This window comes from Endobacter medicaginis (assembly GCF_014192375.1).
GTDB lineage: Bacteria > Pseudomonadota > Alphaproteobacteria > Acetobacterales > Acetobacteraceae > Endobacter > Endobacter medicaginis.
The window spans coordinates 128,429-154,599 of sequence record NZ_JACHXV010000006.1; the positions used below are offsets into that span (position 1 = coordinate 128,429).

Annotated in this window: 22 protein-coding genes; 11 read left to right on the forward strand and 11 right to left on the reverse strand. The window is 69.0% G+C overall.

Annotated elements, in window-relative coordinates:
• From FHR90_RS09830 to FHR90_RS09840, 3 genes are all read left to right on the forward strand, one after another.
• Window positions 1-822, forward strand: coding sequence for a methyltransferase domain-containing protein (locus tag FHR90_RS09830; RefSeq protein WP_183275153.1), 822 nt, complete (start codon window positions 1-3; stop codon window positions 820-822).
• A gap of 66 nt (window positions 823-888) precedes the next feature.
• The gene (locus tag FHR90_RS09835; RefSeq protein WP_176625860.1) at window positions 889-1,566 is read left to right on the forward strand and encodes a phosphatidylserine decarboxylase; all 678 of its coding nucleotides are present in this window, start codon (window positions 889-891) and stop codon (window positions 1,564-1,566) included.
• Window positions 1,553-2,437: a CDP-alcohol phosphatidyltransferase family protein gene (locus FHR90_RS09840; RefSeq protein ID WP_246330168.1), complete on the forward strand. Its 885-nt coding sequence runs from the start codon at window positions 1,553-1,555 to the stop codon at window positions 2,435-2,437. The genes FHR90_RS09835 and FHR90_RS09840 overlap by 14 nt, the downstream gene beginning before the upstream one ends.
• Before the next feature lie 142 nt (window positions 2,438-2,579).
• Here FHR90_RS09840 and FHR90_RS09845 read toward each other — a convergent pair whose 3' ends face one another.
• On the reverse strand, window positions 2,580-3,065 hold the full coding sequence (locus FHR90_RS09845; protein ID WP_266152638.1) for an NADH-quinone oxidoreductase subunit B family protein: 486 nt from the start codon (window positions 3,063-3,065) through the stop codon (window positions 2,580-2,582).
• Between the two features lie 399 nt (window positions 3,066-3,464).
• Between FHR90_RS09845 and FHR90_RS09850 the strand changes: the two genes are divergently transcribed.
• Together FHR90_RS09850 and FHR90_RS09855 are read left to right on the forward strand one after the other, a co-directional pair.
• Window positions 3,465-4,754, forward strand: coding sequence for an NCS2 family permease (locus tag FHR90_RS09850; protein WP_176623613.1), 1,290 nt, complete (start codon window positions 3,465-3,467; stop codon window positions 4,752-4,754).
• 11 nt (window positions 4,755-4,765) lie between these two features.
• Window positions 4,766-6,535: an adenine deaminase gene (locus FHR90_RS09855; protein WP_176623611.1), complete on the forward strand. Its 1,770-nt coding sequence runs from the start codon at window positions 4,766-4,768 to the stop codon at window positions 6,533-6,535.
• Here FHR90_RS09855 and FHR90_RS09860 read toward each other — a convergent pair.
• Genes FHR90_RS09860 through FHR90_RS09870 form a run of 3 tightly spaced genes read right to left on the reverse strand, consistent with a single transcriptional unit; the run spans window position 6,527 to window position 9,605 of the window.
• Window positions 6,527-7,297, reverse strand: coding sequence for an SDR family oxidoreductase (locus FHR90_RS09860; RefSeq protein WP_176623609.1), 771 nt, complete (start codon window positions 7,295-7,297; stop codon window positions 6,527-6,529). The genes FHR90_RS09855 and FHR90_RS09860 overlap by 9 nt on opposite strands.
• Entirely contained in the window at window positions 7,297-8,385 is a 1,089-nt protein-coding gene (locus tag FHR90_RS09865) for a phosphotransferase family protein (RefSeq protein ID WP_176623607.1), read from the reverse strand. The genes FHR90_RS09860 and FHR90_RS09865 overlap by 1 nt, the downstream gene beginning before the upstream one ends.
• A complete protein-coding gene (locus FHR90_RS09870; protein ID WP_176623605.1) occupies window positions 8,382-9,605 on the reverse strand; it encodes an acyl-CoA dehydrogenase family protein in 1,224 nt (407 codons plus the stop codon). The genes FHR90_RS09865 and FHR90_RS09870 overlap by 4 nt, the downstream gene beginning before the upstream one ends.
• Before the next feature lie 85 nt (window positions 9,606-9,690).
• Here FHR90_RS09870 and FHR90_RS09875 point away from each other — a divergent pair, with 85 nt between their 5' ends.
• Entirely contained in the window at window positions 9,691-10,620 is a 930-nt protein-coding gene (locus FHR90_RS09875) for a LysR family transcriptional regulator (protein ID WP_183275154.1), read from the forward strand.
• Here the strand turns inward: FHR90_RS09875 and FHR90_RS09880 are convergent.
• Window positions 10,592-10,774, reverse strand: coding sequence for a hypothetical protein (locus FHR90_RS09880; protein WP_176625974.1), 183 nt, complete (start codon window positions 10,772-10,774; stop codon window positions 10,592-10,594). The two genes, FHR90_RS09875 and FHR90_RS09880, sit on opposite strands and share 29 nt — an antisense overlap.
• A 135-nt stretch (window positions 10,775-10,909) precedes the next feature.
• Between FHR90_RS09880 and FHR90_RS09885 the strand changes: the two genes are divergently transcribed.
• The 4 genes from FHR90_RS09885 to FHR90_RS09900 are packed head-to-tail and all read left to right on the forward strand — an operon-like array spanning window position 10,910 to window position 15,884.
• Window positions 10,910-12,190 (forward strand): NCS2 family permease, encoded by a 1,281-nt coding sequence (locus FHR90_RS09885; protein WP_176625972.1) that lies wholly within the window; start codon window positions 10,910-10,912, stop codon window positions 12,188-12,190.
• Between the two features lie 22 nt (window positions 12,191-12,212).
• A complete protein-coding gene (locus tag FHR90_RS09890; protein WP_183275155.1) occupies window positions 12,213-13,607 on the forward strand; it encodes an FAD-binding oxidoreductase in 1,395 nt (464 codons plus the stop codon).
• A 4-nt stretch (window positions 13,608-13,611) separates the two neighbouring features.
• Window positions 13,612-14,964 carry a cytosine deaminase gene (locus FHR90_RS09895; protein WP_183275156.1) on the forward strand — a complete coding sequence of 451 codons (1,353 nt, stop codon included), beginning with the start codon at window positions 13,612-13,614 and terminating at the stop codon, window positions 14,962-14,964.
• Window positions 14,965-14,978: 14 nt separating this feature from the next.
• Window positions 14,979-15,884, forward strand: coding sequence for a LysR family transcriptional regulator (locus tag FHR90_RS09900; RefSeq protein ID WP_183275157.1), 906 nt, complete (start codon window positions 14,979-14,981; stop codon window positions 15,882-15,884).
• A 9-nt stretch (window positions 15,885-15,893) separates the two neighbouring features.
• On the opposite strand, the gene FHR90_RS09905 is transcribed toward FHR90_RS09900, so the two are convergent.
• The 6 genes from FHR90_RS09905 to FHR90_RS09930 form a co-directional block, all read right to left on the reverse strand.
• Window positions 15,894-17,273, reverse strand: a complete 1,380-nt coding sequence (locus FHR90_RS09905) for an aminotransferase family protein (RefSeq protein WP_218061983.1) — start codon at window positions 17,271-17,273, stop codon at window positions 15,894-15,896.
• Window positions 17,274-17,297: 24 nt separating this feature from the next.
• Window positions 17,298-19,565 (reverse strand): TonB-dependent receptor, encoded by a 2,268-nt coding sequence (locus FHR90_RS09910; RefSeq protein WP_176622988.1) that lies wholly within the window; start codon window positions 19,563-19,565, stop codon window positions 17,298-17,300.
• A 76-nt stretch (window positions 19,566-19,641) separates the two neighbouring features.
• A complete protein-coding gene (locus FHR90_RS09915) occupies window positions 19,642-20,967 on the reverse strand; it encodes an MFS transporter (protein ID WP_176622990.1) in 1,326 nt (441 codons plus the stop codon).
• Complete coding sequence (locus tag FHR90_RS09920) at window positions 20,964-21,893, reverse strand: CobW family GTP-binding protein (RefSeq protein ID WP_176622992.1); 930 nt, start codon at window positions 21,891-21,893, stop codon at window positions 20,964-20,966. The genes FHR90_RS09915 and FHR90_RS09920 overlap by 4 nt, the downstream gene beginning before the upstream one ends.
• Complete coding sequence (locus tag FHR90_RS09925) at window positions 21,890-23,530, reverse strand: amidohydrolase (protein WP_176622994.1); 1,641 nt, start codon at window positions 23,528-23,530, stop codon at window positions 21,890-21,892. Before FHR90_RS09925 ends, FHR90_RS09920 begins: the two co-directional genes overlap by 4 nt.
• 162 nt (window positions 23,531-23,692) lie before the next feature.
• Window positions 23,693-24,484 (reverse strand): sulfite exporter TauE/SafE family protein, encoded by a 792-nt coding sequence (locus FHR90_RS09930; protein WP_183275158.1) that lies wholly within the window; start codon window positions 24,482-24,484, stop codon window positions 23,693-23,695.
• Window positions 24,485-24,619: 135 nt separating this feature from the next.
• Here FHR90_RS09930 and FHR90_RS09935 point away from each other — a divergent pair, with 135 nt between their 5' ends.
• The gene (locus FHR90_RS09935; RefSeq protein ID WP_246330169.1) at window positions 24,620-26,164 is read left to right on the forward strand and encodes an aminotransferase-like domain-containing protein; all 1,545 of its coding nucleotides are present in this window, start codon (window positions 24,620-24,622) and stop codon (window positions 26,162-26,164) included.
• Window positions 26,165-26,171: the final 7 nt, after the last annotated feature.

Consider the following 26,171-nt stretch of genomic DNA (forward strand, 5'->3'; position numbering starts at 1 on the left):
ATGTTCGATGCCCTGCCCAAGCGCCTGATGGCAAGACGACAGGCAAGACCACAGGTCGGACGACAGGCGGCAGAGCCGGGCCCCGGAGTCCGCGCACGACTGAACACCTTCTCGGCCGGCCTGTTTGCAATCGCCCGGCGCGGCGTGGTTGCCGGCACGCGCGGCGCCCGCCATCTGCGCCCACCCGCATGGCCCGAGCGCGAGGCGCCCCCGGATCTTGTCGAGCTCGGCCGTTTCTACGGCACCGCGCGCGGCGCGGAGGTGGCACGGCAGCTCTCGGCGACGATGCGCCGGCTGGTGGGCGAGTTCGGCCGGGGCTCGCTCGTCGCGGGCCTGGGCTATCCGGGCCCGTTCCTGCGCTGCTGGCCACAGGCGCGGCGCATCGACGCGAGCCTGATGCCGGTGCCGACCGAGCGGATCGACCCGGCCGATCTGGTGATTGTGGTGCATGCCCTCGAATTCAGCGACGATCCCCGCTCTGTGCTGCGCGAAGCGTGGAAGTTGCTCGCCGATCACGGCAGGCTGGTGGTGGTGGTGCCGAATCGAGGCGGACCGCTGGCGCATCTGCCCTCCACCCCGTTCGGCCGCGGTCGGGCGATGGGCATCAGCGAGCTCGACCGGCTGCTGGCCGACAACCTGTTCCGCACCGAGACCCGGCGTCTCGCCGTCGCCCTGCCGAGCGCGCGGCCGCGGCTGAGCGCGATCGGCGACCCGCTGTTCGGCGGCGTGATCGTCGCCGTCGCGGTCAAGGACGTCTATGCCGGGCTGCCGCTGATCCGCGCGGGCGCGCGGATCCCGCGTCGGGTGATGGCGACCGCCTGAAAGCGGCTCGCCTCTGCCGCCGGCCCGCTTGACCCGGTCGGGCGGGTCGAGGATGAACGACGCATCATGTCGCTGCTGCACTCCATCAAGCTCGTCGTCGCCCCGCCGCACCCCGCCGCGAAGCCGTTCCTGATCGGCGGCGGCATCGTCGCTGTCGCAGGTGCGATCCTGCCCAATTCCTGGGCGCATGCCGCCGGCGTGCTCGGGCTGATTTTCGTACTGTTCTGCCTGTATTTCTTCCGCGACCCCGAGCGCATCGCGCCCACGCGCCCCGGTCTCGCCATCGCGCCCGCCGACGGACATGTGGTGATGGTCGGCGACGCGGTGCCGCCGCCCGAACTCGGCCTCGGCCCGGCCGCGCTGCCGCGGGTGGCGATCTTCCTTTCGGTGCTCGACGTGCATGTCAACCGCATGCCGGTGGCTGCGGAGGTGACCGCGGTCGCCTACCACAAGGGCCAGTTCCTCAACGCCAGCCTCGACAAGGCCTCCGATCTCAATGAGCGCAACGCCCTGGCCCTGCGCCTGCCGGACGGGCGGGCAATGGCGGTGGTGCAGATTGCCGGCCTGGTGGCGCGCCGCATCCTGTGCAGCGCGAAACCGGGCCAGAGCTTCGCGCGCGGCGAGCGCTTCGGCATCATCCGCTTCGGCAGCCGCACCGATCTCTACCTGCCGCCGGGCACGGTGCCGCTGGTCTCGGTGGGCCAGACGATGATCGGCGGCGAGACCGTCATTGCCGAACTCTGAGCGCCTCACCGCGGCGCGACGCAGACGCCGGCGGCTGCGCCGCCTGCGCCGCCGCCCGGATTCGCGCCCCCGCTTCAAGGGACAGTCGTTCAACCGGCTGATCCCCAACATCCTCACCCTGATCGGGCTGTGCGCCGGGCTCAACGGCATGCGCATGGCGATGGACGGCGAATTCGGCCCCGCCGCCGTCGCCCTGCTGATCGCCGCCTGCATCGACGGGCTCGACGGACGCATCGCCCGGCTGCTGCGCGCCACCTCGCGCTTCGGCGCCGAGTTCGACAGCCTCTCGGACTTCTTCTGTTTCGGCGTCGCCCCGGCCTTCATCCTCTATGCCTGGACGCTGCACGAGACCGGCCCCTACGGCTTCCTGCCCTGCATGATGTTCGCCGTCTGCATGGGCCTGCGCCTGGCCCGTTTCAACGCCGGGCTCGGCGCCGACGAGGACCGGCCGGCCTATGCACAGAACTTCTTCACCGGCGTCCCCGCGCCGGCCGGCGCGGGGCTGGCGATGTTTCCGATCTTCCTCGGCCTCGAGGCGCGGCATCAGCATCTCGACTGGTTGTGGCGCGTAGCCCACAACCCCGGCCTCGTCGCCCTGGTGCTGATCGGCGTCGCCTTCCTGCTGGTCTCGACGCTGCCGATCTGGAGCTTCAAGAACTTCAAGGTTCCGGCCGCCTATGTGCTGCCGGTGCTGCTCGGCATCAGCGCGTATGTCGCCGTGCTGGTCGCCGACCCCTGGGCCGCGCTTGCGGCGGCGGGGCTGATCTATCTCGTGACGATCCCGTTCAGCCGCCGCAGCTACCATTCGCTGCGCCGCGATGCGGATCTGCTGATCGAGGATGCCCCCGAGGAGCCCGAGCCGGCGGGCTAGAGGGTGTCATGAATTTGCGGAGTCTGAGCCGAAAACCGTGCGTTTTCGAACATTGAAGCGGAGTGGCCGTGATCGGCCATGAGCATCGAAGCGCAGGACATGCGCGGTTTGCAGGCCAGAAAACGCGGGTTCATAACACCCTCTAGTCGGCGTTCGCCTCCAGCAGTGCGCGCAGGCCGAGCAGAATCTCCACCGGGCGCGGCGGGCAGCCACGGACGATCAGGTCGACCGGCAGGATGGTATTGATCCCGCCCGCCACGGCATAGCTGCCCTTGAACGCCCCGCCATCGACGGCGCAGTCGCCGATCGCCACCAGCCATTTCGGCGCCGCCATCGTCGCCCAGGCGGCGTCCAGCGCGCCGCGCATGGTGCGGGTCAGCGCGCCGCCGACCAGCAGCACGTCCGCCTGACGCGGCGAGTCGACGAAGCGCAGCCCGTAGCGGCCAAGCTGGTAGGTCAGGCCGCCCAGGGCTGCGAGCTCGAGCCCGCAGCCGCCGCTGCCGCCCAGATCGAGCCGCGCGAGGGCGAGACTGCGGCCGAGCCGGCGCTGGGAAGCGGCTTCCATGCGCGCGCGCAAGGCGGCGACCTGCGCATCGTCGGGCCGAGTCAGAGATTCGAGATCGTCCACCGCGCCATTGTGCCGCGAGAGACCGAGGGTTTCCAGCCAACGCGTTTCAGGCAGCGTCGAAAGCCAGCGCCGCCACCGGCGACCAGCAGCGCGACGGTGCTATCCCGGGCGCGGACTGGTTCGATGTGGCCGACACTGGCTTTTGGCGAGCGGCCAGTGGGTGGCGACGTCGTCGGGATCGAACGGCGCAGCTTGCGTCGTCGAGGCGCGCTCGGCCCTGAGTCTGTCCGAAGAGTGCTGCACTCGTGCGCGCACAGCGAGCTAAAAAAGGCGCTTGCGATGCGTCCGGAGGCTGCCGCACCCTCGCCACATGGCTCGTCTCGCGTGATAATTCCGGATCGGCAACCAGAAGCGTCGGACCCGGCCGGTCGGTGGCTCGCCTGGCTGTCAGTGCCCTCGATGCAGGGTCGGCCGCGCCTGGCCGACGAGCTCGTCGCCGCCTTCACCACCTTCGGCGCGATGGGCTACGTGATCATCGTCAATCCGCAGATCCTGTCGGCGACGGGCGCGGATCGCCACATGCTGATCGTGATCACCGCGATGGCGGCGATGATCGGCTCGCTGCTGATGGGCCTGATCGGCCGGCTGCCGATCGCGCTCGCACCGGGGATGGGCTCCAACGTGGTGTTCGCACAGGCCGCGTTGGCCGGCGACGGCGTCAGCTACGGCACCGCGCTGGCGATGGTGCTGATCGGCGGCGTGTTGTTCACGGTGTTTTCGGCAAGCCGGTTGCGCGAGCGGCTGGTGGCGGGGTTTCCCGACTGCATCCGCATCGGACTGCAGGGTGGCCTCGGGCTGTTCATCGCCGCGATCGGGCTGCGCAACGGCGGGTTGCTGACCTCGGCGGGGCATTTCGGCGACCTGAGGCAGCCGGCAGTGCTGCTGAGTTTCGCAGCCCTGATCGTCACCCCGCTGCTGATGGTGCGCCGCATCCCAGGCGCGCTGCTGATCTCGATCGCGGCGATCACCGCGATCGGCGTGTTCGTCCCCGGGCCAGGCGGCCACATGGTCACCCGGCTGCCGTCCGCCCCGGTGCAGGTGCCGCCCTGGCCCGGCGCCTATGTCCTCGCCTTCGACTGGCATGAATTCCTCACCCATCTCGGGCTGGCGCTGCCGCTGGTGGGCTATTTCTTCCTCGGCGATTTCTTCTCGGCCACCGCGACGCTGATCGGTGTCACCCGGCGCGCCGGGCTGATGGATGCGCAGGGCCATCTGCCGAACGGGCGCCGCGCCTATCTCGCCGACGGGCTCGCCTCCATCGCCGGTGCCTGCATCGGCAGCCCGACCGTGGTGGCCTATGTGGAATCGGCGACCGGGGTGGAGAGCGGCGGCCGCACCGGCTGGGTGGCGGTGTTCGCCGGGCTGCTGTTCGGCGCCTCGGCGTTCTTCTGGCCGCTGATCGCCGCGATCCCACCGCAGGCGACCGCGCCGGCGCTGGTGATGGTCGGCGTGCTGATGATGGACGGGCTGCGGCAGCTCGAATTCGGCCGGCTGCGCGACATGGTCGGCACGGTGCTGATCCTGCTGCTGACGGTGGCGACCGGCAATCTGGTCGCCGGCCTGGCCGCCGGCTGCCTCGCCTGGACCCTGCTCGCGCTGGCCGAACAGCTGCGGGTTCCAGCCATCATGTGGCTGACCGACGCGATGCTCGTGCTCTATCTGGTGCTCAGCACCATGACCTCTCACTGAACGAGGCAACCATGACCCATCCCGACGCCGAACTCGACGATCCCGCGCTGCGCGATCGCGCAGTCAGGGCGGCACGGGGCGATGCGGAATTCGACGTGCTGCTGTGCGGCGGGCAGGTCGCCGACATGGTCACCGGCGAGCTGCGGGTCGCCGATCTCGGCCTGGTCGGGCCGATGATCGCCTCTGTGCATCCGCGCGGCAGCCGCAGCGATGCCGCGCGGATCATCGAGCTCGACGGCGCCGTCGTCGCCCCGGGGCTGATCGACACCCATCTGCATATCGAGAGCTCGATGATCACGCCGCGGGGCTATGCGGAAGTGGTGGTGCCGCAGGGGACCACCACGATCTGCTGGGATCCGCACGAGGTGGGCAATGTCGGCGGTCTCGATGCCGTCCGCTGGGCGGTGGCCGCCTCGCGCGGGCTGCCGTTGCGAATTCTGGTCGAGGCGCCGTCCTGCGTGCCCTCCGCGCCCGGGCTTGAGCGCGCCGGCGCGGTATTCGACGCGGCCGCGATGACGGAGATGCTGTCCTGGCCGGAAGTGATCGGGGTGGCCGAGGTGATGGACATGCGCGGCGTGATCGAGCGCTCGGCGCATATGAGCGGCATCGTGCAGGCCGGGCTCGACAGCGGCAAGATCGTGTTCGGCCATGCGCGTGGGCTCGAGGGCGCCAACCTCCAGGCCTTCGCCGCCGCCGGCATCGCCTCCGATCACGAACTCACCGGCCATGCGGATGTGCTCGCCAAGCTGCGCGCCGGCTTCACGCTGGAAATCCGTGCCTCGCACGAGGCCATGGCGCTCGAAGCCGTGGCTGCCTTCGCCGAACTCGGCCGGGTGCCGCAGACCGTCACCCTGTGCACCGACGACATCTTCCCCGACGACCTCGTCGCGCGCGGCGGGCTGCTGCCTCTGGTGAAACTGCTGGTCGGCGCCGGCATGAACCCGATCGACGTGCTTCGCTGCGGCACGCTCAACGCAGCCATGTGGCTCGGTCGGCGCGATCTCGGCCTGGTCGCGCCCGGGCGCCGCGCCGATCTGGTGGTGTTCGGCGACCTCGCCGATTTCGACGTCCGCCGGGTCTTCACTTCAGGAGTCGAGAGCGCGGTGGACGGACGCCTGACCGTGCCCCTCCGCCTCGACCCGCCCGGTGCGCCGGTCTCGACGATGAACCTCGCTCCGGTCGGCACCGAGGCGTTCCGCATCGCGGCGAGCGGCGATCGCGCCACGCTGCACACCGTCCACACCCCGCGCTTCACACGTTGGGCGACGCGCGAGACGGAGGTGCGCGACGGCATCGTCCTGCTGCCCGAGGACTGCATCCTGATGGCGGTGTTCAACCGCTATGGCGCCTCCGACCGGCCCGGTCTCGGCGTGCTGGAAGGCTGGGGCGCGTGGACGGGCGCCTTCGCCACCACCACGCTGCATGACAGTCACAACCTCGCGGTCTTCGGCCGCGATCCGGTACTGATGGCGCAGGCTGCGAACGCGCTGATCGCCAGCGGCGGCGGCATGGCGGCGGTCGATGCCGACGGGGCCGCCGAGGTGCTGGAGATGGAGGTCTGCGGCGTGCTGTCCGAAGCCCCGCCGCATGTGATTGCCGAACGCTTCGCCCGCCTGCGCGCCGCCTCGGACGCAATTGCCACCGGCCTGCCGATCCCGCTGGTCAAGCTCGCGATCGGCGCCTCGCTGGCCTGCAACCCCGGCCCCCACGTCACCGATCTCGGCATCACCGACGGCATGACGGGCCGGATCGAGACCAGCCCGCTGGTGACCTCACACTGAAAGATAGCCGCCGTCGACGTTGATGATGCTGCCGGTGGCGTAACTCGACGCCGGCGACGCGAGATACAGGATCACACCCGCCATCTCCGAGGGCGCTGCGACCCGGCGCATCGGCACATGGGCGAGAACCTGTTTGAGGATCTGCGGCTGGCCGGTGAGGGCGGAGGCGAACTTGGTGTCGGTCAACCCCGGCAGCACCGCGTTGCAGCGCACGCCGGCCGCCGCGCACTCGACGGCGAACACCTTGGTCATCGAGATCACCGCCGCCTTGGTGATCGAATAGATGCCCTGCCCCGCACCGGGGATCACACCGTTGACGGACGCGACATTGACGATCGCACCACCGCCGCTGCTGCCGATCAGTTTCGCCCCGTGGCTGGACATGAAGAAATAGCCGCGGATGTTCACGTCCACCGTCTTGTCGTACGCCTCCATCGAGGTCTCGGTCACGGGCCCGAAATACGGGTTGGCGGCGGCATTGTTGACAAGGATGTCGAGCCGGCCATGCGTCTCGCCGAGCCGCGCGAACAGCGACGCGATCTGGTCGAGATCGCCGACATGACAGGCGATCGCCTCCGCCGAGCCGCCGGCGACCGTGATTTCGTCCACCACGCGCTGGCAGCCGTCGAGCCTGCGACTGGAGACCACCACATGCGCGCCGGCCTCGGCGAGCAGCTTCGCCGCCTCCTCGCCGATACCACGGCTGGCCCCGGTGACGACCGCCACCTTGTCGGTCAGGTCGAACAATCCAGCCAGCGACATCAGCCCTGTTTCCCCGTTTCGTGTTGGTTCTCGGCGATCAATCGCCGGCAGCGCGTCCCCAGATAACGCACCGCCTCGCCAAATCCCGCAAATTGGGGATTAGTGGTCTGGCCGAGCACGAAACGCCGCCAGATCTGCTGCGCGATGCCCATCAGCCGGAACAGGCCGAACACCTCGTAGAAGGTGAACCCGCTCACATCGATGCCGGTGCGCGCGCCGTAGCGCTGCACGATCTGCGCGCGCGTCAGCATTCCCGGCACCTGGCTCGGCTGCCGGCGCAGGGCGCGGAACGCCGCATCGTCACCCGCCTCGACCCAATAGGCCAGCGAGCCACCCAGATCCATCAGCGGATCGCCAAGCGTCGCCATCTCCCAGTCCAGAACACCGATGATACGCAGCGGATCGTTCGCATCCAGCACCACGTTGTCGAGCCGGTAGTCGTTGTGGATCACGCAGATGCGCGTCTCGCGCGCCGGCTGGTTCGCGGCCAGCCAGTCGGTGACGTCCTCGATCGCATCGGTGCCTTCGGTGAGCGCATCGCGCCAGCGCTTCGTCCAGCCGGCAACCTGGCGGCCGACATAGCCCTCGCCTCGACCCAGGGCCGCGATCTCGGGTCGGGCGGTGTCGACCGAATGCAGGGCCACCAGCCCCTCGACGAAATTCTCGCAAAGCCTGGTGACGCCATCGGCATCGAGCGCGAACCCCGCAGGCAGGTCGCGCCGCAGGATGATGCCGGCGATGCGCTCCATGACGAAGAACGGCGCGCCCAGGATCGACGCATCGTCGCTGCGCGCCAGAACCTGAGGCACCAGCGGATAGACCGGCCGCAGCGCCGTCATCACCGCCGCCTCGCGCAGCATGTCATGCGCGCCTGCCGCCTTTACTCCCGCCGGCGGCCGGCGCAGCACCATCTCGCGATCGCCGTAGCGCACCAGATAGGTAAGATTGGAGGCGCCACCTGCGAACTGCCGGATCTCGGGCACACCCTCCAGCCCGTCGACATGCGCCTTGAGGAAGTCGTCCAGCGCCGCGATGTCGATCCGGTCCTCGTCGCGGACCGCGCGGGCGGTGTCGATCAGCGTGTTCATGCCGCCTCCCTCTTCTGGCGCGCCAGCTCCAGCTTCGCCACCTGCCGCCGATGCACCTCGTCGGGCCCGTCGGCAAGCCGCAGCACCCGCGCATAGGCATAGAGCGCGGCCAGCGGGAAATCTTCCGACACCCCCGCGCCGCCATGGATCTGGATCGCCGCATCGGCGGCGCGCTGGGCCACCATCGGCACCACCACCTTGATCTGCGAGATCAGGCTCATCGCCGCCTTGATCCCCTGTGTGTCGATCGTCCAGGCGGCGTGCAAGGTCAGCAGCCGCGCCTGGTCGATGGCGATGCGCAGCTCGGCGATGATGTCGCCATTAGACCCGAGCGCGGCAAGCGGCTTGCCGAACGCCGTGCGCGACGTCGCCCGTCGGCACAGCAGGCTGAGCGCGCGTTCCGCCGCCCCCAGCGCACGCATGCAGTGATGGATGCGCCCTGGCCCGAGCCGCCCCTGCGCGATCTCGAAGCCGCGCCCGGGGCCGAGGATGATGTGGTCGAGCGGCAGCCGCACGTTGTCGAAGCTCACCTCGCCATGTCCGGCGGGCTCGTCGTAATTGCCGAACACCGGCAGCATCCGCTCGATCCGCACTCCCGGAGCCTCGACCGGGCAAAGCACCATCGAATGACGTCGGTAAGGATCGGCCTGCGGGTCGGTCAGCCCCATGAAGATCAGGATCTTCAGGTTCGGATGCCCCAGCCCGGTGGTCCACCACTTGCGGCCATTGAGCACCACCTCGTCGCCCTCGACCGTGGCGGTCGCTGCCATGTTGGTCGCATCCGACGAGGCGACGTCCGGCTCCGTCATGCAGAACCCCGAGCGGATCGTGCCGGCGAGCAGCGGCTCGAGCCAGCGCTGCTGCTGCGCGGGCGAGCCATACTGCGCCAGCACCTCCATGTTGCCCGTATCGGGCGCGTTGCAGTTGAAGACCTCGGGCGCGATGAACGAATGGCCCATGATCTCGGCGAGCGGCGCATACTCGGCGTTGGTCAGTCCTGCCCCATGCGTCGCATCCGGCAGGAACAGGTTCCACAACCCTGCCGCGCGCGCCCGCGCCTTGAGGTCCTCCATCACCTGTGGCTGCCGCCAGCCCCGCCAGTCCGCCCCGCCGGCGAGCTGGGCGTGATACGCGGGCTCGGCGGGGATCACCTCCTCGCGCAGGAAGCGGCGGAGCTGTTCGGACAGCGCGAGGCTGCGTTCGGAGGGCGAGAAATCCATGGCACAACAGGCGTAGGACGCTCGCGCCGATCAGTGAAATGAATATTCGGCATTACCCGCCATAAACGGGTCTAATGTGCGAGCGATGCAGCCCGACCTCAACCTCTACCGCGTGCTCGACGCGATCCACGAGACCGGCGGCGTGACCGCGGCCGCCCGCGCGCTGAACCTCACCCAGCCGGCGATCAGCCACGCGCTGGCCCGTCTGCGCGTCGCCTTCGACGATCCGCTGTTCGTCCGCCAGGGCAACCACCTCATCCCCACCGCCCGCACCGAGGCGGTGATCGGCGAGGTGCGTCGCCACCTGCGCGGCCTGCAGGGCATCATCCACCTGCATGCCGCGTTCGACCCGGCGCGCTGGGAAGGCGAGGTGGTGGTCGGCATCCGCGACATGCTGGAATCGATCGCCCTGCCCGCCCTCGCGGCGACGCTGGCGACCGCCGCCCCGAAGCTGCGCCTGATCAGCCGCCGGGTGGCGACCGGCGAGGTCGCACGCCAGCTCGGCTCCGGCCAGCTCGATCTCGCCATCGAGCGCCGCCTGCCGCCGCACCCGCAGATGCGCGAACTCGCCCTGGTCGATGACGATCTGGTGGTGGCGATGCGACGCGACCACCCCGCCGCCGCCAACCTGTCCCGCAGCCACTATCTCGCCGCCACCCATGTCAGCGTCGCCCCGCTCGGCGAGACCGGCACCATCGACCTGCTGTTGCGCAATGACGGGCGCGAGCGACGCATCGGCATCGTCTGCCAGCACTATTTCGCCGCCTGCCAGATCGCCGCCGCCGGCGAGATGCTGCTGACCCTGCCGCGGTCCTATGCGCGCCGCATGGCCGACCTGCTGCCGATCGCGGTGTGCGAACTGCCGCTGCGCATCCGCCCCTACCCGCTGCTGGCCTACTGGCACGACTCCCGCGATGACGACCCTGCCCTCGCCTGGCTGCGCGAGCGGATCGCGGATGCGGTGATCGCCGCCACCGGCGACACACTCACCCCCGTGCGCCGAACCGCGCCCTGAAGGCCGCCGCACGCGCATCGCGACATTGCGGGGTCAGCGCGATCGAGCGATCGGCGCGGCATTTTGCCAGCGTCGCGCGGTAGTCCTCCCCGCCGCCACACCCCGACAGGCCGAACGCGGACAGGCACAGCAAAAATACGACGCACAGCTTCATCCCCGCATCGGTAGCGCGAAATCGGGATCGCCGCGAGTGTGAACCCTGAGTTGACGGTGATGAGAGAATTATCCGCTTTTTCTCCGCACTGTTTCGGCCTTCGATAGGACCCGTCAACACGAGGGAGGCTCACCGATGGTCAGGCGCGAGATCCTCGCGGGCATCACCAGCTTTGCCACCATGTCGTTCATCCTGGTGGTCAATCCTGCGGTGATGAGTGTGGCCGGCATGGATCGCGCCGATCTGGTGATGGCCACCGCGCTGGCGGCGACGATCGGCACGCTGCTGGTCGGGCTCGCCTCCAACCGCCCGCTCGTCGCCGCCCCCGCGATGGGCTCGAACGTGGTCTTCGCCTCGGTGATGGTCGGGCAGCTCGGCATCCCCTGGCAGGCGGGGCTGGCGATGGTGATCCTCACCGGCGCGCTGTTTCTGGCACTCAGCCTGTCCGACCTGCGCCGCAAGGTGATGCAGGCGGTGCCCGACAGCCTGCGCATCGGCATCCAGTCCGGCATCGGCCTGCTGATCATCTTCGTCGCCCTGCGCGGCAGCGGCGTCATCCGCGCCGCGCCGGGCACGCTGGTGACCCTCGGCAGCCTCACCGATCCCGCCGTGCTGCTGACGCTGTGCGGCATCGGGCTGACCACCGCACTGATCATCCGCGGCATCCGCGGCGCGCTGATGATCTCGATCGCCGTGCTGACCGCCTTCGCGCTGGTCCTGCACCACCCCGACGGGCGCGCCATCGCGGCCTTGCCCGCCCGATTGGTGGCGTGGCCGCATTTTCCGTCAAGCATCGCCCTTCATGCCGATTTCGCCTGGGTGTTTACCCATTTCGCCCTCTGCGCGCCGGTGATGATCTATTTCTTCTGCTCGGAATTCTTCTCCACCCTCGGCACGCTGATCACCGTCACCGAGGGCACCGGGCTCGCCGCCGACCACGCCACCGTCCGCCGCATCTTCACCGCCGACGCCACCGCGACCATCATCGGTCCCGTGCTCGGCACGTCCGTGGTCACCATCTTCGTCGAGTCCCTCGCCGGCATCGAGGCCGGCGGACGCACCGGTCTGACCGCGGTCACCGCCGCCGCCCTGTTCGCCCTGTCGCTGTTCTTCTGGCCGCTGCTGATCGCCGTTCCCGCCCAGGCCACCGCACCGGCGATGATCGCGGTCGGGCTGCTGATGCTCGGGGCGCTGCGCCGACTCCGCTTCGACGACCCCGACCAGGCACTGCCGGCGCTGCTGACCGCGATCGGCGCCGGCTTCACCGCCAATCTGATCAACGGCATGGCGCTCGGCACCTTCGCGCATCTGCTGATCGAGACCCTGCGCGGCCGCATCCGTCACACCTCGCCGATCCTGTGGGGCGCGGCCGCCGTGTTCATCTCCTACTACGTCGTGATCTCCCGACTTCACTGATCTTCGCAAAGGAAAACCCACCATGAGCCTCGCCGACTTCCGCACCCTGATCGCCGACATCCCGCACACCGACGACCCCGCCCTGGTGCGTCGCAAGAGCCGCGACATGACCGTCGGCTTCAGCCCGATCCTGCGCGAGCAGGCGCGCGACCGCACCGCCGAGCTGGTCGTGAGCCCACGCACCCGCGACGAGGTGATCCGCATCGCCGCCGCCGCCGCGCGCCACCGCATCGCTGTGCTGCCGCGGGGCTTGGGCACCTGCAACTGGGGCCAGGGCATCCCGCTCGCCGGCGGCATCATCCTGGAGATGACCGGGCTCGACCGCGTCGTGCGCAACGAGGGCGACACCATCCGCGTCGAGCCCGGCATGGTCATCGAGGCCGTGGACGACGCCGCCCGCGCCCGCGGACGCGAGTTGCGGATGTTTCCGTCCAGCAAACGCATCTCCACCATCGGCGGCTTCGTCGGCGGCGGCCATGTCGGCATCGGCTCGGTCGCCTGGGGCATCCTGCACGATCGCGGCAACCTGGCCGCATTGCAGGCGATCTCGCTCGAGGAGACCCCGCGCATCGTCGAGCTGCGCGGCTCCGAGGTGAACCTGATGCACCACACCTACGGCACCACCGGCATCGTCACCGAAATCGAGCTGCCGCTCGCCCATGCCCAGGCCTGGCGCGAGGCGGTGGTGGATTTCGAGGACTTCATGGACGCCGCGCGCTTCGGCCACGCGATGGCGAGCGCGGACGGGCTGCTGGTGAAGATGGTGGCGGTGAACGCCTGGCCGTATCCGAGCTATTTCACCCCGCTCGCGCGCTTCATCCGCGACGGGCGCCACACCGTGCATGTCATCGTCGCCGAGCCGTCGGCGGTGTTCTTCGAGGAACTTGCGGCCGAGCACAACGGCACCATCGTCTATCAGGGCCCCGAGGGGATGGGCGATTTCGGCCGCCCGCTCTACGAGTTCAGCTTCGGTCATGCCCGCTTCCACGCCAACAAGGTGAATCCGAAGCTGCTGACCAATATCGGCATCTTTCCGCACAACGACATCCTCGGCGCGGTCGGGCGCGTCTACGCGCGCTTTCGCGACCTCGGCCCGCTGCGCCTCGACTTCAAGCGCATGGACGGCCAGCTCACCTGCCAGGGTGCGCCATTGTTCGAATACCAGGGCCCGGAGCACATGGCGCGCTTCATCGAGGAGCTGCAGTCCGAAGGCGTGCAGTCGGCCAACACCCACACCATGCACGTCAAGGAAAACGGCATGAAGCCGATCACCGCACGCGAACGCGCCTTCCGCGCCGCGATGGATCCGCACGGCCTGTGCAATCCGGGCAAATTCGAGGCCAGCGACGTCGAGACCGCCGATATCGGTGCGAGCCTGCCGACCACCGGCTGGCACCAGCCCGCCCTGGCCTCGTGACGCGATGCAGCGGCTCCGCACCCTGCTCGGCGCCACCGGCCCACGCGCCCTGCTGTCTGACGGCCGCCTGGCGCAATCGGTGCTGCCGGCACGAGACCGGCCGGCACAGGGCTGGGATGTCGACGCGGACGGTTTCGCGGCGGTGGATCTGCTGATCGAGGATGGCCGCATCGCCGCCCTCCGCCCGCATCAGGCCGGGATGGAGGGCCTCGGCCTCGGCGGCGCCCTGCTCTGGCCGGGCTTCGTCGATGCCCACACCCATCTCGACAAGGGCCACATCTGGGCACGACGACGCAACCCGGACGGCACCCATGCGGGCGCGGCCGCCGCGGTCGCTGCCGACCGGCGCGCGCACTGGACGGCCGACGACATCGCGCGACGCTTCGCGTTCGGCCTGCGCTGCGCCCATGCGCGCGGCACCGTCGCGATCCGTACCCATCTCGACAGCTACGAACCCGATCAGGCGCGCACCGCCTGGGAGGTGTTCGAGACCATGCGCCGCGACTGGGCCGGCCGCATCGCGCTCCAGGGCGTGATGATGGCGCGTCTGGAGCAATACCTGGGCGAGGACGGCGAGGCGCTGGCCGCTCTCGTCGCGCGCACCGGCGGCTGCCTGGGCGGCATCCTGCGCATCACGCCCCACGCGGGCGAGACCGAGGTGGACGCGGTCGATCGCGGCCTCGACCGGCTGTTCACGCTGGCGACCCGCTTCGGGCTCGACATCGACCTGCATGTCGACGAGACCGGCGACCCCGCCGCCTCCGGCCTGCGCGCGGTGGCGCGCGCCGCCCTGCGCCACCGCTTCGGCGGCCGCATCGCCTGCGGGCATTGCTGCGCCCTGTCGGTGCAGGACGAGGCGATGATGACGGAGACGATCGCGCTGGCCGCGGAGGCCCGCATCACCGTGATCTGCCTGCCGCTCGCCAACCAGTTCCTCCAGGACCGCGTGGTTGGCCGTACCCCCCGCTGGCGTGGCATCGCCCCGGTGCACGAACTGCGCGCCGCGGGTGTCGAGGTGGTGGTGGCGAGCGACAATTGCCGTGATCCGTTCTACGCCTTCGGCGATCACGACCTCGCCGACGTGCTGCGCGACTTCGCCCGCATCGCCCATGCCGATCTCGAGCTCGGCGCCTGGGCCGACAGCGTCACCCGCCTGCCCGCCGCCCTGCTCGGCCACCCGCCGCTCGCGATCGGCGCGCCGGCCGATCTGGTGGTGATGGCCGCCCGCTCGGCGTCCGAATTCCTTGCCCGCCCGGGCGCGGAGCGCGTGGTGCTGCGCGCGGGCCAGGTGCTCGACGCAGCCCTGCCGGACTACGAAACCCTCGATGACCTGTCTGGACAGACGGCCGGCGCGTGACGCAGGCTCGCGCCATGCTGCATTCGCGCACGCTGCGCTATCTCGACGAGGTCGCCCGCGCCGGTTCGATCCGGCGTGCCGCCGAGCGGCTGAATGTCTCGCCGACCGCGGTCAACAAGCAGATCCTCGCCTATGAGCTCGATCACGGCATCCGCGTCTTCGAGCGCCTGCCGCGCGGCATGCGGCTGACGACCGCCGGCGAGGCACTGATCGGCCATATCCGGCGCACCTTGCAGGATTACCGCCAGACCGAGATCTACATCGAACAGCTCAGGGGCCTTCGCGCCGGCTCGATCCGGCTCGGCACGATGAGCGGCCTGACCAGCGGGCTGCTGGCCTCGATCCTGACCGCGTTCCATCGCGATCATCCCGCGGTGACGGTCTCGGTGCACACGATGTCGAGTGCGGAACTGACCCGGATGGTGATCGAGGACGAGCTCGATCTCTGCCTCGGCTACAACCTGCCCGCCGATCCGCAACTCGCCACGGTCGCCAGCTTCGACGGCAGGCTCGGCGCGGTGATGCGCGCCGACCACCCTCTGGCGGGTGCGAGCGTGCTGCGCGTGCAGGACTGCATCGCCTACCCGCTGGTGATGCCGCTGCCCGGCATGGCGATGGCGACCACGATCGGCACCCTCTTCGCCCACGAGGACGCCACCGCCCGCCCGGTCTGCACCACCAACTCGATCGAACTGATGAAGAACATGCTCGCGTCTGGCGACTTCATCACCTTCATCTCGCGCTTCGACATGCTGTCGGTGAGCGGTGCGACATCGCTGGTCCATATCCCGCTCGCGGGCACGATGCCTCAGAACACGTTGAGTCTGATACGCCATCGCCGACGCAAGCGCGACCTGTCGATCACGCTGCTGGCCGACCTGCTGCAGGACGCGATCCGCACCCTCGCTCCCGGCCACTGACGCGGGGGATCAGGCCGCGATCTCCGACAGGGCGACATCGATGGCGCGCACGATCTGCAGGATCTGGGCGTGGCTGACCACGAGCGCCGGACTGAGGCAGAGCGTGTTGTTGAAGCCGGGCAGGCTGCGGTTCGTCATGCCGATGAGCACGCCCTGGCGGCGACACAGGCCGACGACCCGCCCGACCAGCGCCTCGTCGAGCGGACACCGTGTCTCGCGGTCGGCGACCAGCTCGATCCCCCAGAACAGGCCCAGTCCGCGGACGTCGCCGATCACCGCATGGCGTTCCATCAGGCCTCGGAGCTCGCGTTCCAGGACGACGCCCATCTCCCGGGCATTATCGAGCAGACGCTCGTCCTCGATGATGCGCATGTTCTCGAGGGCCGCGGCGGGCCCGGCGAGACAGCCGCCGAAGGTCGAGATGTCACGGAAATACCCCAGCTCGCCACCATCCGCGTGGCGGAACTTCTCGAAGACGGCTTCGGTGGTCACCGTACACGCGATGGCGGCGTAGCCGGAGGCGACGCCCTTCGCCATGGTGACGAAATCCGGCTGGATGCCGAAATTCTGGTAGCCGAACCAGGTGCCCGTGCGCCCCAGGCCGCAGACCACCTCGTCGACATGCAGCAGGATGTCATGGCGACGGCAGATTTCCTGGACGCGCTGCCAATACCCTTGCGGCGGCACGATCACCCCGCCACCGGCGGTGATCGGCTCCAGGCAGAGGGCGCCGATCGTGTCAGCGCCCTCGCGCTCGATCACGTGTTCGATCGCATCGGCCGCCGCCTCGCCGTATCGCGCCGCGTCGGGAAACTGACTTCTGTATTCGAGGCAGTGCGGAACCTCGACGAAGCCCGGAGCGAACGGGCCATACGCCGCCGAGCGCTGCGGCTGCCCGCAGGCGGCCAGAGTCCCGAGCGTGGTGCCGTGATAGTCGCGTTCGCGAAAGAGAATCTTCCATTTGCGGCCACCGTGATGCTGCGCCGAGATCTGGCGCACCATCTTGAACACCTTCTCGTTCGCCTCCGATCCCGAGGTGCTGTAATAGACGCGGCTCATGCCGGGCATCCTGGCGATTAGCTGCTCGGCGAAACGCGCTCCGGGGATGGAGCCCGCGCTGGCGGCGAAATAGTTCAGCTTGACCAGCTGCTCGTGTACCGCATCGGCGATGCTCCGCCGGCCATAGCCGACATTGACCGTCCAGACACCGCCCGAGACCGCGTCGAGGAACTCGCGGCCCTCGATGTCCCACAGGCGCAGGCCATGGCCTTCGACGAATACCGCAGGATCGGCCTGATCGAAGGCGCGATGCTGGGTGAGATGGTGCCAGACATGGGCCCGGTCGGCGGCGACGATATCCGTCTGGTCGTTGGGAGAGAGCGTGCTCATGATGATCCTGATGAAGCAGATGGCTCAGTAATCGATGCTGACGCGGCCGCCGATGAAGCGGGGCGGCCCCGGAAGCCAGAATTCGGTGACCGTGTAGGAACCGCCCGTCGTGTAGTACTGGCGGTTGAGGAGATTGGTGGCATAGAGCGTCGCCGCCCAGTGACCGTGCGTCGGACGCACGGTCATGTGTGCACCGAGCAGGAAATATGACGGCAGCATGTACACACCCGTGCCACCGGGCGTCAGCGCCTGCGCCCCGCGATACGACCAGTCCAGCCCGGTCTCCACACTCAGCGGACCCGGCGGCTGCAGCGTGTAGTCGGCCGATCCGTTCAGGGTCAGTTTGGGCTGGCCGAGATCGTAGCCGTTGTAGCTGGTGTAGAAGGGCGCCCAGATCCCGGTCTGCTGGAAATGCGCGTAGACCGCCGCCGTGTTCGAGCTCTGGAAGTCCTGGAACTTGCCGCGCTGGTAACCGAGATTCTGATGGATGTAGAAGCCCTTGAACGGATGGATGTCCGCCGAGAACTCCACCCCCCAGATCTCGGATTTCGGGATGTTCGTGTAACGGCCGAGCGGGCCGAAACTCGGCACCACATAGGTGCCGAGATATTGCTGGTCGTGATAGTCGTAATAGAAGGCGGCCGCGTTGAGGCGCAGTCGGTTGGCAATGACATCGCTCTTGATCCCTGCTTCGTAGGACAACAGGGTTTCCGGCTTGTAGGGCGTCAGCTGGCTCTGCACGACCGTGTTGTTGGCGGTGAACCCGCCAGGCTTGAAGCCTTTGCTGACCTTGAAATACAGCATCGTGCGCGCCGTCGCCTGCCATTGCGCGCCGAGCACGCCGGAGAACTGGTTGGCGTTGGCCCCCTCGTCGGCAAAGGAGAGGCTGTTGATGCCGATATGCTTCGTGTTCAGGCCCAGCAGCTGCTGGTCGTTGGCTTCGTGATTGATGCCGCCGAACAGGCTCACACGCCCCGGCAGACGATACGAAAGATGGGCGAACTGGGCGAAGGTCTGCCCGTCCTGATGGTAGTGCGTCTGCAGCATGTAGCCGCGTAGCGGCAGATAGTCGGTGGAATCGCCAAAGAAGTTCGTGTTCATCCGGATACGGTTGTAAGTGGCGCCCAGGTCCCACTGCAGCGCCGCCGAATCGTCGCGCGAATGCAGGCGCAGTTCCTGGGTGAAGGAATTCGCCCAGATCGAACGATAGGTATCGCCCGTCGCCCATTTCGTGCCGTCCTGATCGGTGTATTCGGCGATCCGCTCGGTCTCGTAGGCACTGATCGACTGCAGCGTGGCGAAGGAGAAATCATGCGCGACGTTCAGATCGGCGCCCCAGTTGGTGTCGTGTTCACTGGGATAGAGCGAGGCCGGGCGTCCGATCAGCCTGGCGAAGGCCGGCTTGAGACTCCAGTTGGCCTCCTGATAGGGCAACGACGGATATGGCTTGCTCGGCAGGCTGTTGAGAACCGGCTTGACCGCAATGGTCTGTGAGTCGTCCTGGAGCCAGTGTGCGGAGAACTGCACGGTGGTCCTGGCATCGGGGGTCCAGCGCAGCTTGGCGCGCAGCGCGCCCATGTCGGCATTGCCGAGATGCGTGGCATTGGCCGGGCTGTACTGCCAGCCGCCGCCATGTTCCGTCTGACCGGCAATGCGGAACGACAGCGTGGGCGCGATCGGTCCCGAGACATAAAGGGTCGTGCGGCTGCGCGCGTAGCTGGCGATGTCCTGGCTGACGCCGCCATGCCAGTCGGGGGTCGGGTCGTTGGTGCGGATATTGACCTCGCCAGCGGAATCGGCGAGCCCGTGCTCGGTGCCGACCGGACCGGCGACAACGCCGACGGTGGCGATGTCGAACAGCATGCCGGCACTCATCGACGAGACCGGGTAGGGCACGCCGTCGATATAGGTCATCACCGACGGCATCGCGTTCTGGGTGAAGTCGCTCATGCCGATGCCGCGAATGTAATAGACCGTGGTCTGGGTGCCGTTCATCGACATGATCGAGACGTTGGGCGCGATCTTCTGCAGATCGGTCGCCTTGGTCACGCCGAGGCGGACCAGATCGGCGCCGCTGTACTCGGTCACCGTCGCCGCCTGATGCTGGGCGGCGCCGAAGCGGAAGGACGGATGCGCGCGACGCACCTCGATGTTTTCCTCGCTCGGCGGTTTGGCGGCGGCCGCATGACGGTGCCGGGCGACGGGTTCGGCGGCACGCGCCGTGCTCGAGACCAGGGCGGCGGATGCCAGCAGCAGGGCGATCCTGCTGTCGGGACGAGAGGTCGAGCGCATCAGAAGGCCTCCGTTTTCATTGCCTTTACGTAATATTATCGGGTCGGCAGGAGCGGTTGCGGCTCCGGCGTGCAGCTCAGTCGGGCGGTGCGTCGCGGATCGCGCGATAGGGTGCGCGACAGGCGGCGAACCCGCCGGCGGCGGCGGCACATGCCAGCGGCACCACCACCGAGATGGCATGGCCGAGCGCCTGCGGGCCTGGCGCGAACAGCCGCGCGGTGAGCGCGGTCGCCAGCGGTCCGAGGCTCATCGCGACGAGATTGACGACCGCGGTATAGAAAGCCGTCACCCGTCCGAGCACCGGCCCGGGGACGATCTCCTGCAGGGAGCCCGGGGCCAGGCCCCAGATGAAGCTCGCGAAGAAGGAATAGATTGCCAGCAGCGTCAGCGAGAGCGTCTCGGTCCGCGCCAGGCCGAACAGCAGCGCCGGCACCATCATGCCGAGCGCCGAGACGATGCCGACCAGCATCTTGCCATCCCGCGCGCCGCGTCGGGCGAGCAGATCGGCCAGCAGGCCACCGGCGAGCGAGCCGAGCGGGCCGGTAATCAAAGTCAGCAGGCCAAGCACCAGACCGATCTTCGGCAGACCCCAGCCAAATTGCCGGACGAACACCAGCGGCATCCAGGCGGCGATGGCGTAGCTGGCGAAGCACGCCGCGGTGAATCCGAGATGGTGCAGCCACAGCGCGCGGCCGCGCGCCCTGTAGAGCGACAGCAGCGGGCGCAGGTCGAACAGGGTCGCGGAGGCCGCCGCCTCGCGGCGCGGAATGCGGATCGTCGCTGCCAGCAGCGCCACCGGCAGTCCCACCAGACCCACGCTCAGCATCACCACCCGCCAGGGCTGCAACGGCCCGAGCAGCGGCAGCACGGGGGTGGCGCTGCCGATCGAGCGCAGGATCGCCGCGGTGCCCAGACCTGCACCGGCGCTGCCGATGAACAGGCCCGCGGCAAACACGCCGAGCGGAATACCCCGGCGCTGCGGCGGAAAACTGTCCTTCAGGATCGAGGTCGCCCCCGGCAGCAGTGTCGCCTCGCCCGCGCCGACGACGATGCGGCAGACGAAGATCTGCGCGAAACTGTGACACAGACCGCACAACGCGGTGGCGAGGCTCCAGGCCAGGATGCCGCCGGCCACCACCAGCCCGCGGCGCCCGGTATCGATCAGCCAGGCCACCGGCAGGCCAAAGGCCGCGTAGAACACCGCGAACGAAAAGCCCTGCAGGAGGCTGAACTGCACGTCGCCGATGTGGAAATCGGCTTCGACCCGGGCCGCCAGGATGCCGAGAATGCCGCGATCGACAAAGGACAGCACATAGGCGAGGAACAGGATCGCGCAGGCGGACCAGGCCGCGGCGCGGCTCGGCCAAACGGCCGCGATGGTGCGCGAGGTCGGGTTCGTCATCGGACAGGCTCCCCGGTCGGAATGGCGACGTCAAATCCGGTCGTGTCCGGCCATGTCAGATCGGGCAGCGGCGGACGTCCGATGGCCACGAGGCCGCAAGGCTGGGTGCCCGGAGCCTCGGCGAGCGTCTGCGCCGCACCGGCACGCTGCACCAGCACCGGATGGTCGTGATCGGCGACACTGACGATGCCCTTGATCCGCAGGATCTGCTCGGGCAGTCCGCCGAGCCATGCTTCCAGGGCCGCACGGGTCACACGCCTCGCCTGCGGCCAGTGGCGACGCCAGAACAGATCGGCGTGAGGCGCGTCGCCGGTCACGGCCTCGGCCGAAAAGCGCCCCGACGCGCCCGATGCGGGTGCGAAACAGGCCTGATCCTCCTCACCGGCGAGGAACATCCGCTCAGGCCCGATGCCCAGACGTTCCAGCAGCGCGACGGCCTGGCGAAGGCGCGCGGCAGGAACAACATCGGCATGGGTCAGCAGGCAGCGGTCGGCACGCGCGAGCTGGCGCTGCACGGTATCGGCGAGATAGGGATCGGCCAGTTGCCCGGCGAGGTCGCGCACATTGACGGCGACGATCACGAGGCCATGCGCGAGGTCGCGCTCGAGCCGCGCGATCTGCGCGATACGACGCGGATCGCCGACCCCGCTGGCCTCGACCACGATCCGCGTGACGGCGGGTGCGGCCTGACGCAGCCGGCCGATCGCGCCCCCGAGATCGTCACCGACAGCGCAGCACACGCAGCCATTCGTCAGCCCGACGACATCGCCACCAGCCTGCGCGATCAGCGCCTCGTCGACATTGACGGCGCCGAAATCGTTGACGATCACGCCGATCGGCACCGGTGCCGAGCTCAGCAGACGATTGATCGTCGCGGTCTTGCCCGCGCCGAGAAACCCGCCCAGGACATCGAGCGCGACCGTCACGCGGGCGACCCGGCCGCCGCGTAGCGACCGCCAACCACGGTACCGCGCACGCCGACCTTCGGCAGATCCTCGGGATCGACCTCGAAAGGGTCGTGCTCCAGGACAGCGAAATCGGCATATTTGCCGATCTCCAGGCTGCCGATCAGGTGATCGAGCTTCAGCGTGTAGGCCGCCCCCAGCGTCACCGCCCGCAGCGCCTCGGCAACCGTCAGCCGCTCGTTCTCGCCGAGCACCCGTCCCGACGCGGTCCGCCGCATCACCGCACACCAGGCGGTGAACAACGGCCCGAGCGGGGTGACCGGCGCGTCAGAATGCAGCGCGATCGGCACGCCGTACATCGTCGCCGTGCGCGCGGCACTCAATCGCTGCGCGCGGGTCGGGCCCATCGTCTTGGCGACGTGTTCGTCGCCCCAGTAATAGATGTGGTTGGAGAACAGGTTGCAGCACAGGCCCAGCGCCGCGATGCGCCGATAGAGGGCGGCATCCGGCATCTGGCAATGCTGCAGCGTGTGACGATGATCGGGCCGCGGATGGCGGGCCAGCACGCGCTCCATCGCCGCAACCGTCGCTTCGCTCGCCTCGTCGCCGTTGGTGTGGATGTGCAGATGCGCCCCGGCGCAGTGATACAGCTCGATCAGCGCCTCCAGCTGTGCGGGCGCGATATACCACAGTCCGTTGGGGGCGCCGTTATGATAGCCCGGCCAGCGAAGCCGGGCGGTGAAACCCTGGATCGAGCCGTCCACGACCAGCTTGACCATGCCGAGATGCAGCTTCGGCCCCGCCAGCGCACGGAGTTCGGCCAGGCGACGCACGCCGCTGTCGCCAGGGTAGAAGAAGAAGCCGAGTGCCGGGACCATGCGCAGCGGCACGTCGTCATCCTGCGCGACCTGCTGATACGCCTCGATCGATCCCTCTGAGAAGTCGGCCACCAGATCCGTCGCCGTGGTGACGCCCGCACGGCAGGCGAGGGAGGCGAAGCTGCGGATACCGTCGGCATCGAGCCCCATCGCGAATGCGTCGGCGCCGATCATGCGACGCACCCGGCCGATCAGCTCCGGGCCCATCAGCTCGCCAGTGATCCGCCCGTCCGCATCGCGTTGCAGCCCGTCCAATTCCGCAGCCTCGGTGATGCCGATCAGTTCGAGCACCGCGGAATTGACGTTCATGGTATGGCCGGAGGCATGGGTAACCGCCACGGGCCGGTCGGTCGCCACGGCATCGAGATCGGCGAGCGTCATGCGCGGACCGTCGAAATAGATCGGATCGAACCCCCAGGCCAGGATCGGCGCCGCGGCGTCCGCAGGTGCGCTGGCGCGCAGCCCCGCGACCACTTCGGCAATGGTCTTGAGGCCCTTGTGAACGCGCCCGTCCGGGGCATTGCGGTCGAAGAAGCCGACATAGGGAAAGCGCCAGGCGATCCCCTCGGCGAAGTGCGAATGGCCCTCGACGAAACCGGGCAGCAGGATGGCATCGGCGAAACGGTCGTCCCGCATGGCGCCGTCGAGGAACGGTGCCACCGCCTCCAGATCACCGATCGCCTCGATGCGGCCTTCGCGATGGATGAGGTGGGTCGCGACAGGTGCTGCCGGATTCATGGTGTGGATCCGTCGCGCGACGATGAGGGTCCTGTCGCTCATCCGACTGCTCCGGTCTCGATCTGCATGCACGGTTTCCTGTCTCTGGCCAGCCATCAGAATCGGCTCCGGATCGATCGTAGGCATTGCGGCCGGCGCGGCCATAGCGCCAGGCTGGACATAATATGTGGCCAGTCAGACCACCGGAACGCGTAGCTTTCTTGCTCAGATCCAGTCCGCCACCGATCGAAAAAGAGCCGTTGCAGCCATCATGACCAGCAGCGCCGTGCTCACCCCCCGGTAGTGGCGGCCGCAGCGAGATGCGAACAGGCGTGCGCCCGCCCAGGAGCCGGCCAGCACACAGGGCGACAGCAGCACGGCCGGACACAGCGCCGTGCGGCCATGCAGGCTGCACCAGGGCAGGCAGGCCAGGCTGGCGGCGGAGATCAGCGCGAAACACAGCACCAGGCTGGCGCGAAGTGCGGTGTCCGACAGGCCGGCCCGCAGGCAGCAGCCGACGATCGGCGGGCCGGGCATCGCGGCCAGACCGTTGGCCATGCCAGCGACCAGCCCGGCACCCAGGACCGATGGCGGACGCATCGCGCGGCAGCCGGACGCAGGTGGCCGCAACAGCATCAGGACCGAGCCGATGGTGCAGGCCGCGATCCCTGCCCGCAGCCAGCAGGGCTCGAGCCAGACACCGAGCACGAGCCCCGCCGGGGTCGCCAGCGCCGCACCGACGGCAATCGGCACCACCAGCGCACGTTCGCCATCGGCCAGGCAGTCGCGTACGCCCTGCAGCCCCACCACCGCCTGCAGGACCAGCACCAGCGGCACGACCCGGTCCGGCGGCAGGATCAGTCCCAGCAGCGGCACCGCGGCGATGCCGAATCCATAGCCGGTGAAGCCGCGGATCGCGCCGGCGACCGCGACGACCGCCGCACAGGCTGCCAGCAGAACCACGGAGTGGGCGGCGCCATGCGCATCGCCGGACAGCGAAACGAGCAGTCTCTCCATGCGCCAAGGCATCGCCCGGCACGCCGGCGCCCGACAGGGCCAGCCTCCCGCGATCGGTGGCGCCAGAAGCGGCTTGGCCGCGCTGGCGGCCCCGGAACATACTCGCTGCGCAAGGGGGGGGCGTCGTATGGCGGAATGCTGAGCATCGGCTGGGAGCGGATTTTCGCCGGCTTCAGGGATACCGGCGAGGGCACGCGCCAGCAGCGGCTGCGCGAGGCCCTGGTCGCGGCCATCGAGGACGGGCGTCTGTCGGCAGGCACCCGGCTGCCATCCAGCCGGACCCTCGCCAACCTGCTGCGCATCTCGCGCAATACGGTGGTGCAGGCACTCGACCAGCTGGTGGAGAGCGGACACCTGACCGCCCGGCTGCGCAGCGGGCTGTTCGTCGCCCAGCGCGACATGGCGGAGCCGGCGGAGACGGCGCGGCCGATCGCGCCGGCGGCGAGCGCGAGCGCCTGGGAGCGCAGCTTCGCGATCCAGCCGTCCCGGTTGCGCCACATCTCCAAACCGGCCGACTGGCATCGCTACCCGTTTCCGTTCCTCTTCGGTCAGACCGATCCGAGTCTGTTTCCGACCCGGGAATGGCGCGAGAGTGCGCGTGCCACATCGAGCGTCGGTGGCGTCAGCCTCTGGGCCTCGGACCGCATCGACGAGGACGATCCGAAACTGATCGAGCAACTGCGCGCGCAGGTCCTGCCGCAGCGCGGCATCTGGGCCCGCCCCGAGGAGGTGATGATCACCCTTGGCGCGCAGCAGGCGCTGTCGCTCGTCATTCGCCTGTTCACCGGCCCGTCGACCGTCTTCGGTATCGAGGACCCCTGCTATCCGGATGCGCGCCACATGGCCGCGCTGCTGACCCCGCATCTGCGGCTGCTGCGGATGGACCGACACGGCGCGGTGGCGGACGAGACGCTGGCCGGCTGCGACGTCGTGATGCTGACCCCGGCGCGCCAGTGCCCGACGACGGTCGCGATGCCGCTGGAGCGACAGCTCGAGGTGCTCCGCGTGGCATCGGGCCGCGGCACGGTGGTGATCGAGGACGATTATGACGGCGGCCTGTTCGACGAGGGCCGCGCATCCGGCTGCCTGCGCAGCCACGACCCCCGCGTGATCCATATCGGCAGCTTCTCGAAACTCATCGCGCCCGGGCTGCGCATCGGCTACGTGGTCGCCCCCGCCCGGGTGATCGAGGAACTGCGCGCCGTGCGCCGGCTGGAGCTGCGCCATCCGCCTCTGAACAACCAGCGCACCCTGGCGAACTTCATCGCGCTGGGTCACTACCGCGCACATCGACACCGGCTGGGCAGCGTGATGGTCGAGCGCGCCCGGCTGATCGACCGGAGCCTGGCGAATGACCTGCCGGAGCTGCTGTGCCGCCGCACGCCCGGCTCGACGGGCGCCTGGCTCGAGCTCCCCTCCCACCTGACAGCCGCGGCAGTGACCGCGCGGGCACGGCGGGACGGCGTCCTGATCGAGCCCGGCGACGTGTTTTTCGCCGACCCCGGGGTGCAGAGGAGCCATCTGCGCCTGGGCTTCACGTCGATCCCAGCCGACCGCATCGAAGCCGGTATCAGCACCCTGGCCAGGCTGCTGCATGACGCCCCCAGCCGCGCAGACTCACGTGACAGGCCGCCTGCGGATCATCCCGCCCGCATCAGGACGGCCCATCCGGGGGCGTAGGGTGGAC

Bases quoted from the DNA above. Each gene is read 5' to 3' on its own strand.
- FHR90_RS09935 (WP_246330169.1), top strand. From the start codon at position 24,620: ATGCTGAGCATCGGCTGGGAGCGGATTTTCGCCGGCTTCAGGGATACC.
- FHR90_RS09900 (WP_183275157.1), top strand. From the start codon at position 14,979: ATGCTGCATTCGCGCACGCTGCGCTATCTCGACGAGGTCGCCCGCGCC.
- FHR90_RS09855 (WP_176623611.1), top strand. From the start codon at position 4,766: ATGACCCATCCCGACGCCGAACTCGACGATCCCGCGCTGCGCGATCGC.
- FHR90_RS09880 (WP_176625974.1), bottom strand. From the start codon at position 10,774: ATGAAGCTGTGCGTCGTATTTTTGCTGTGCCTGTCCGCGTTCGGCCTG.
- FHR90_RS09875 (WP_183275154.1), top strand. From the start codon at position 9,691: ATGCAGCCCGACCTCAACCTCTACCGCGTGCTCGACGCGATCCACGAG.
- FHR90_RS09830 (WP_183275153.1), top strand. From the start codon at position 1: ATGTTCGATGCCCTGCCCAAGCGCCTGATGGCAAGACGACAGGCAAGA.
- FHR90_RS09925 (WP_176622994.1), bottom strand. From the start codon at position 23,530: ATGAGCGACAGGACCCTCATCGTCGCGCGACGGATCCACACCATGAAT.
- FHR90_RS09870 (WP_176623605.1), bottom strand. From the start codon at position 9,605: ATGGATTTCTCGCCCTCCGAACGCAGCCTCGCGCTGTCCGAACAGCTC.
- FHR90_RS09885 (WP_176625972.1), top strand. From the start codon at position 10,910: ATGGTCAGGCGCGAGATCCTCGCGGGCATCACCAGCTTTGCCACCATG.
- FHR90_RS09865 (WP_176623607.1), bottom strand. From the start codon at position 8,385: ATGAACACGCTGATCGACACCGCCCGCGCGGTCCGCGACGAGGACCGG.
- FHR90_RS09835 (WP_176625860.1), top strand. From the start codon at position 889: ATGTCGCTGCTGCACTCCATCAAGCTCGTCGTCGCCCCGCCGCACCCC.
- FHR90_RS09850 (WP_176623613.1), top strand. From the start codon at position 3,465: ATGCAGGGTCGGCCGCGCCTGGCCGACGAGCTCGTCGCCGCCTTCACC.
- FHR90_RS09905 (WP_218061983.1), bottom strand. From the start codon at position 17,273: ATGAGCACGCTCTCTCCCAACGACCAGACGGATATCGTCGCCGCCGAC.
- FHR90_RS09915 (WP_176622990.1), bottom strand. From the start codon at position 20,967: ATGACGAACCCGACCTCGCGCACCATCGCGGCCGTTTGGCCGAGCCGC.
- FHR90_RS09860 (WP_176623609.1), bottom strand. From the start codon at position 7,297: ATGTCGCTGGCTGGATTGTTCGACCTGACCGACAAGGTGGCGGTCGTC.
- FHR90_RS09890 (WP_183275155.1), top strand. From the start codon at position 12,213: ATGAGCCTCGCCGACTTCCGCACCCTGATCGCCGACATCCCGCACACC.
- FHR90_RS09930 (WP_183275158.1), bottom strand. From the start codon at position 24,484: ATGGAGAGACTGCTCGTTTCGCTGTCCGGCGATGCGCATGGCGCCGCC.
- FHR90_RS09910 (WP_176622988.1), bottom strand. From the start codon at position 19,565: ATGCGCTCGACCTCTCGTCCCGACAGCAGGATCGCCCTGCTGCTGGCA.
- FHR90_RS09895 (WP_183275156.1), top strand. From the start codon at position 13,612: ATGCAGCGGCTCCGCACCCTGCTCGGCGCCACCGGCCCACGCGCCCTG.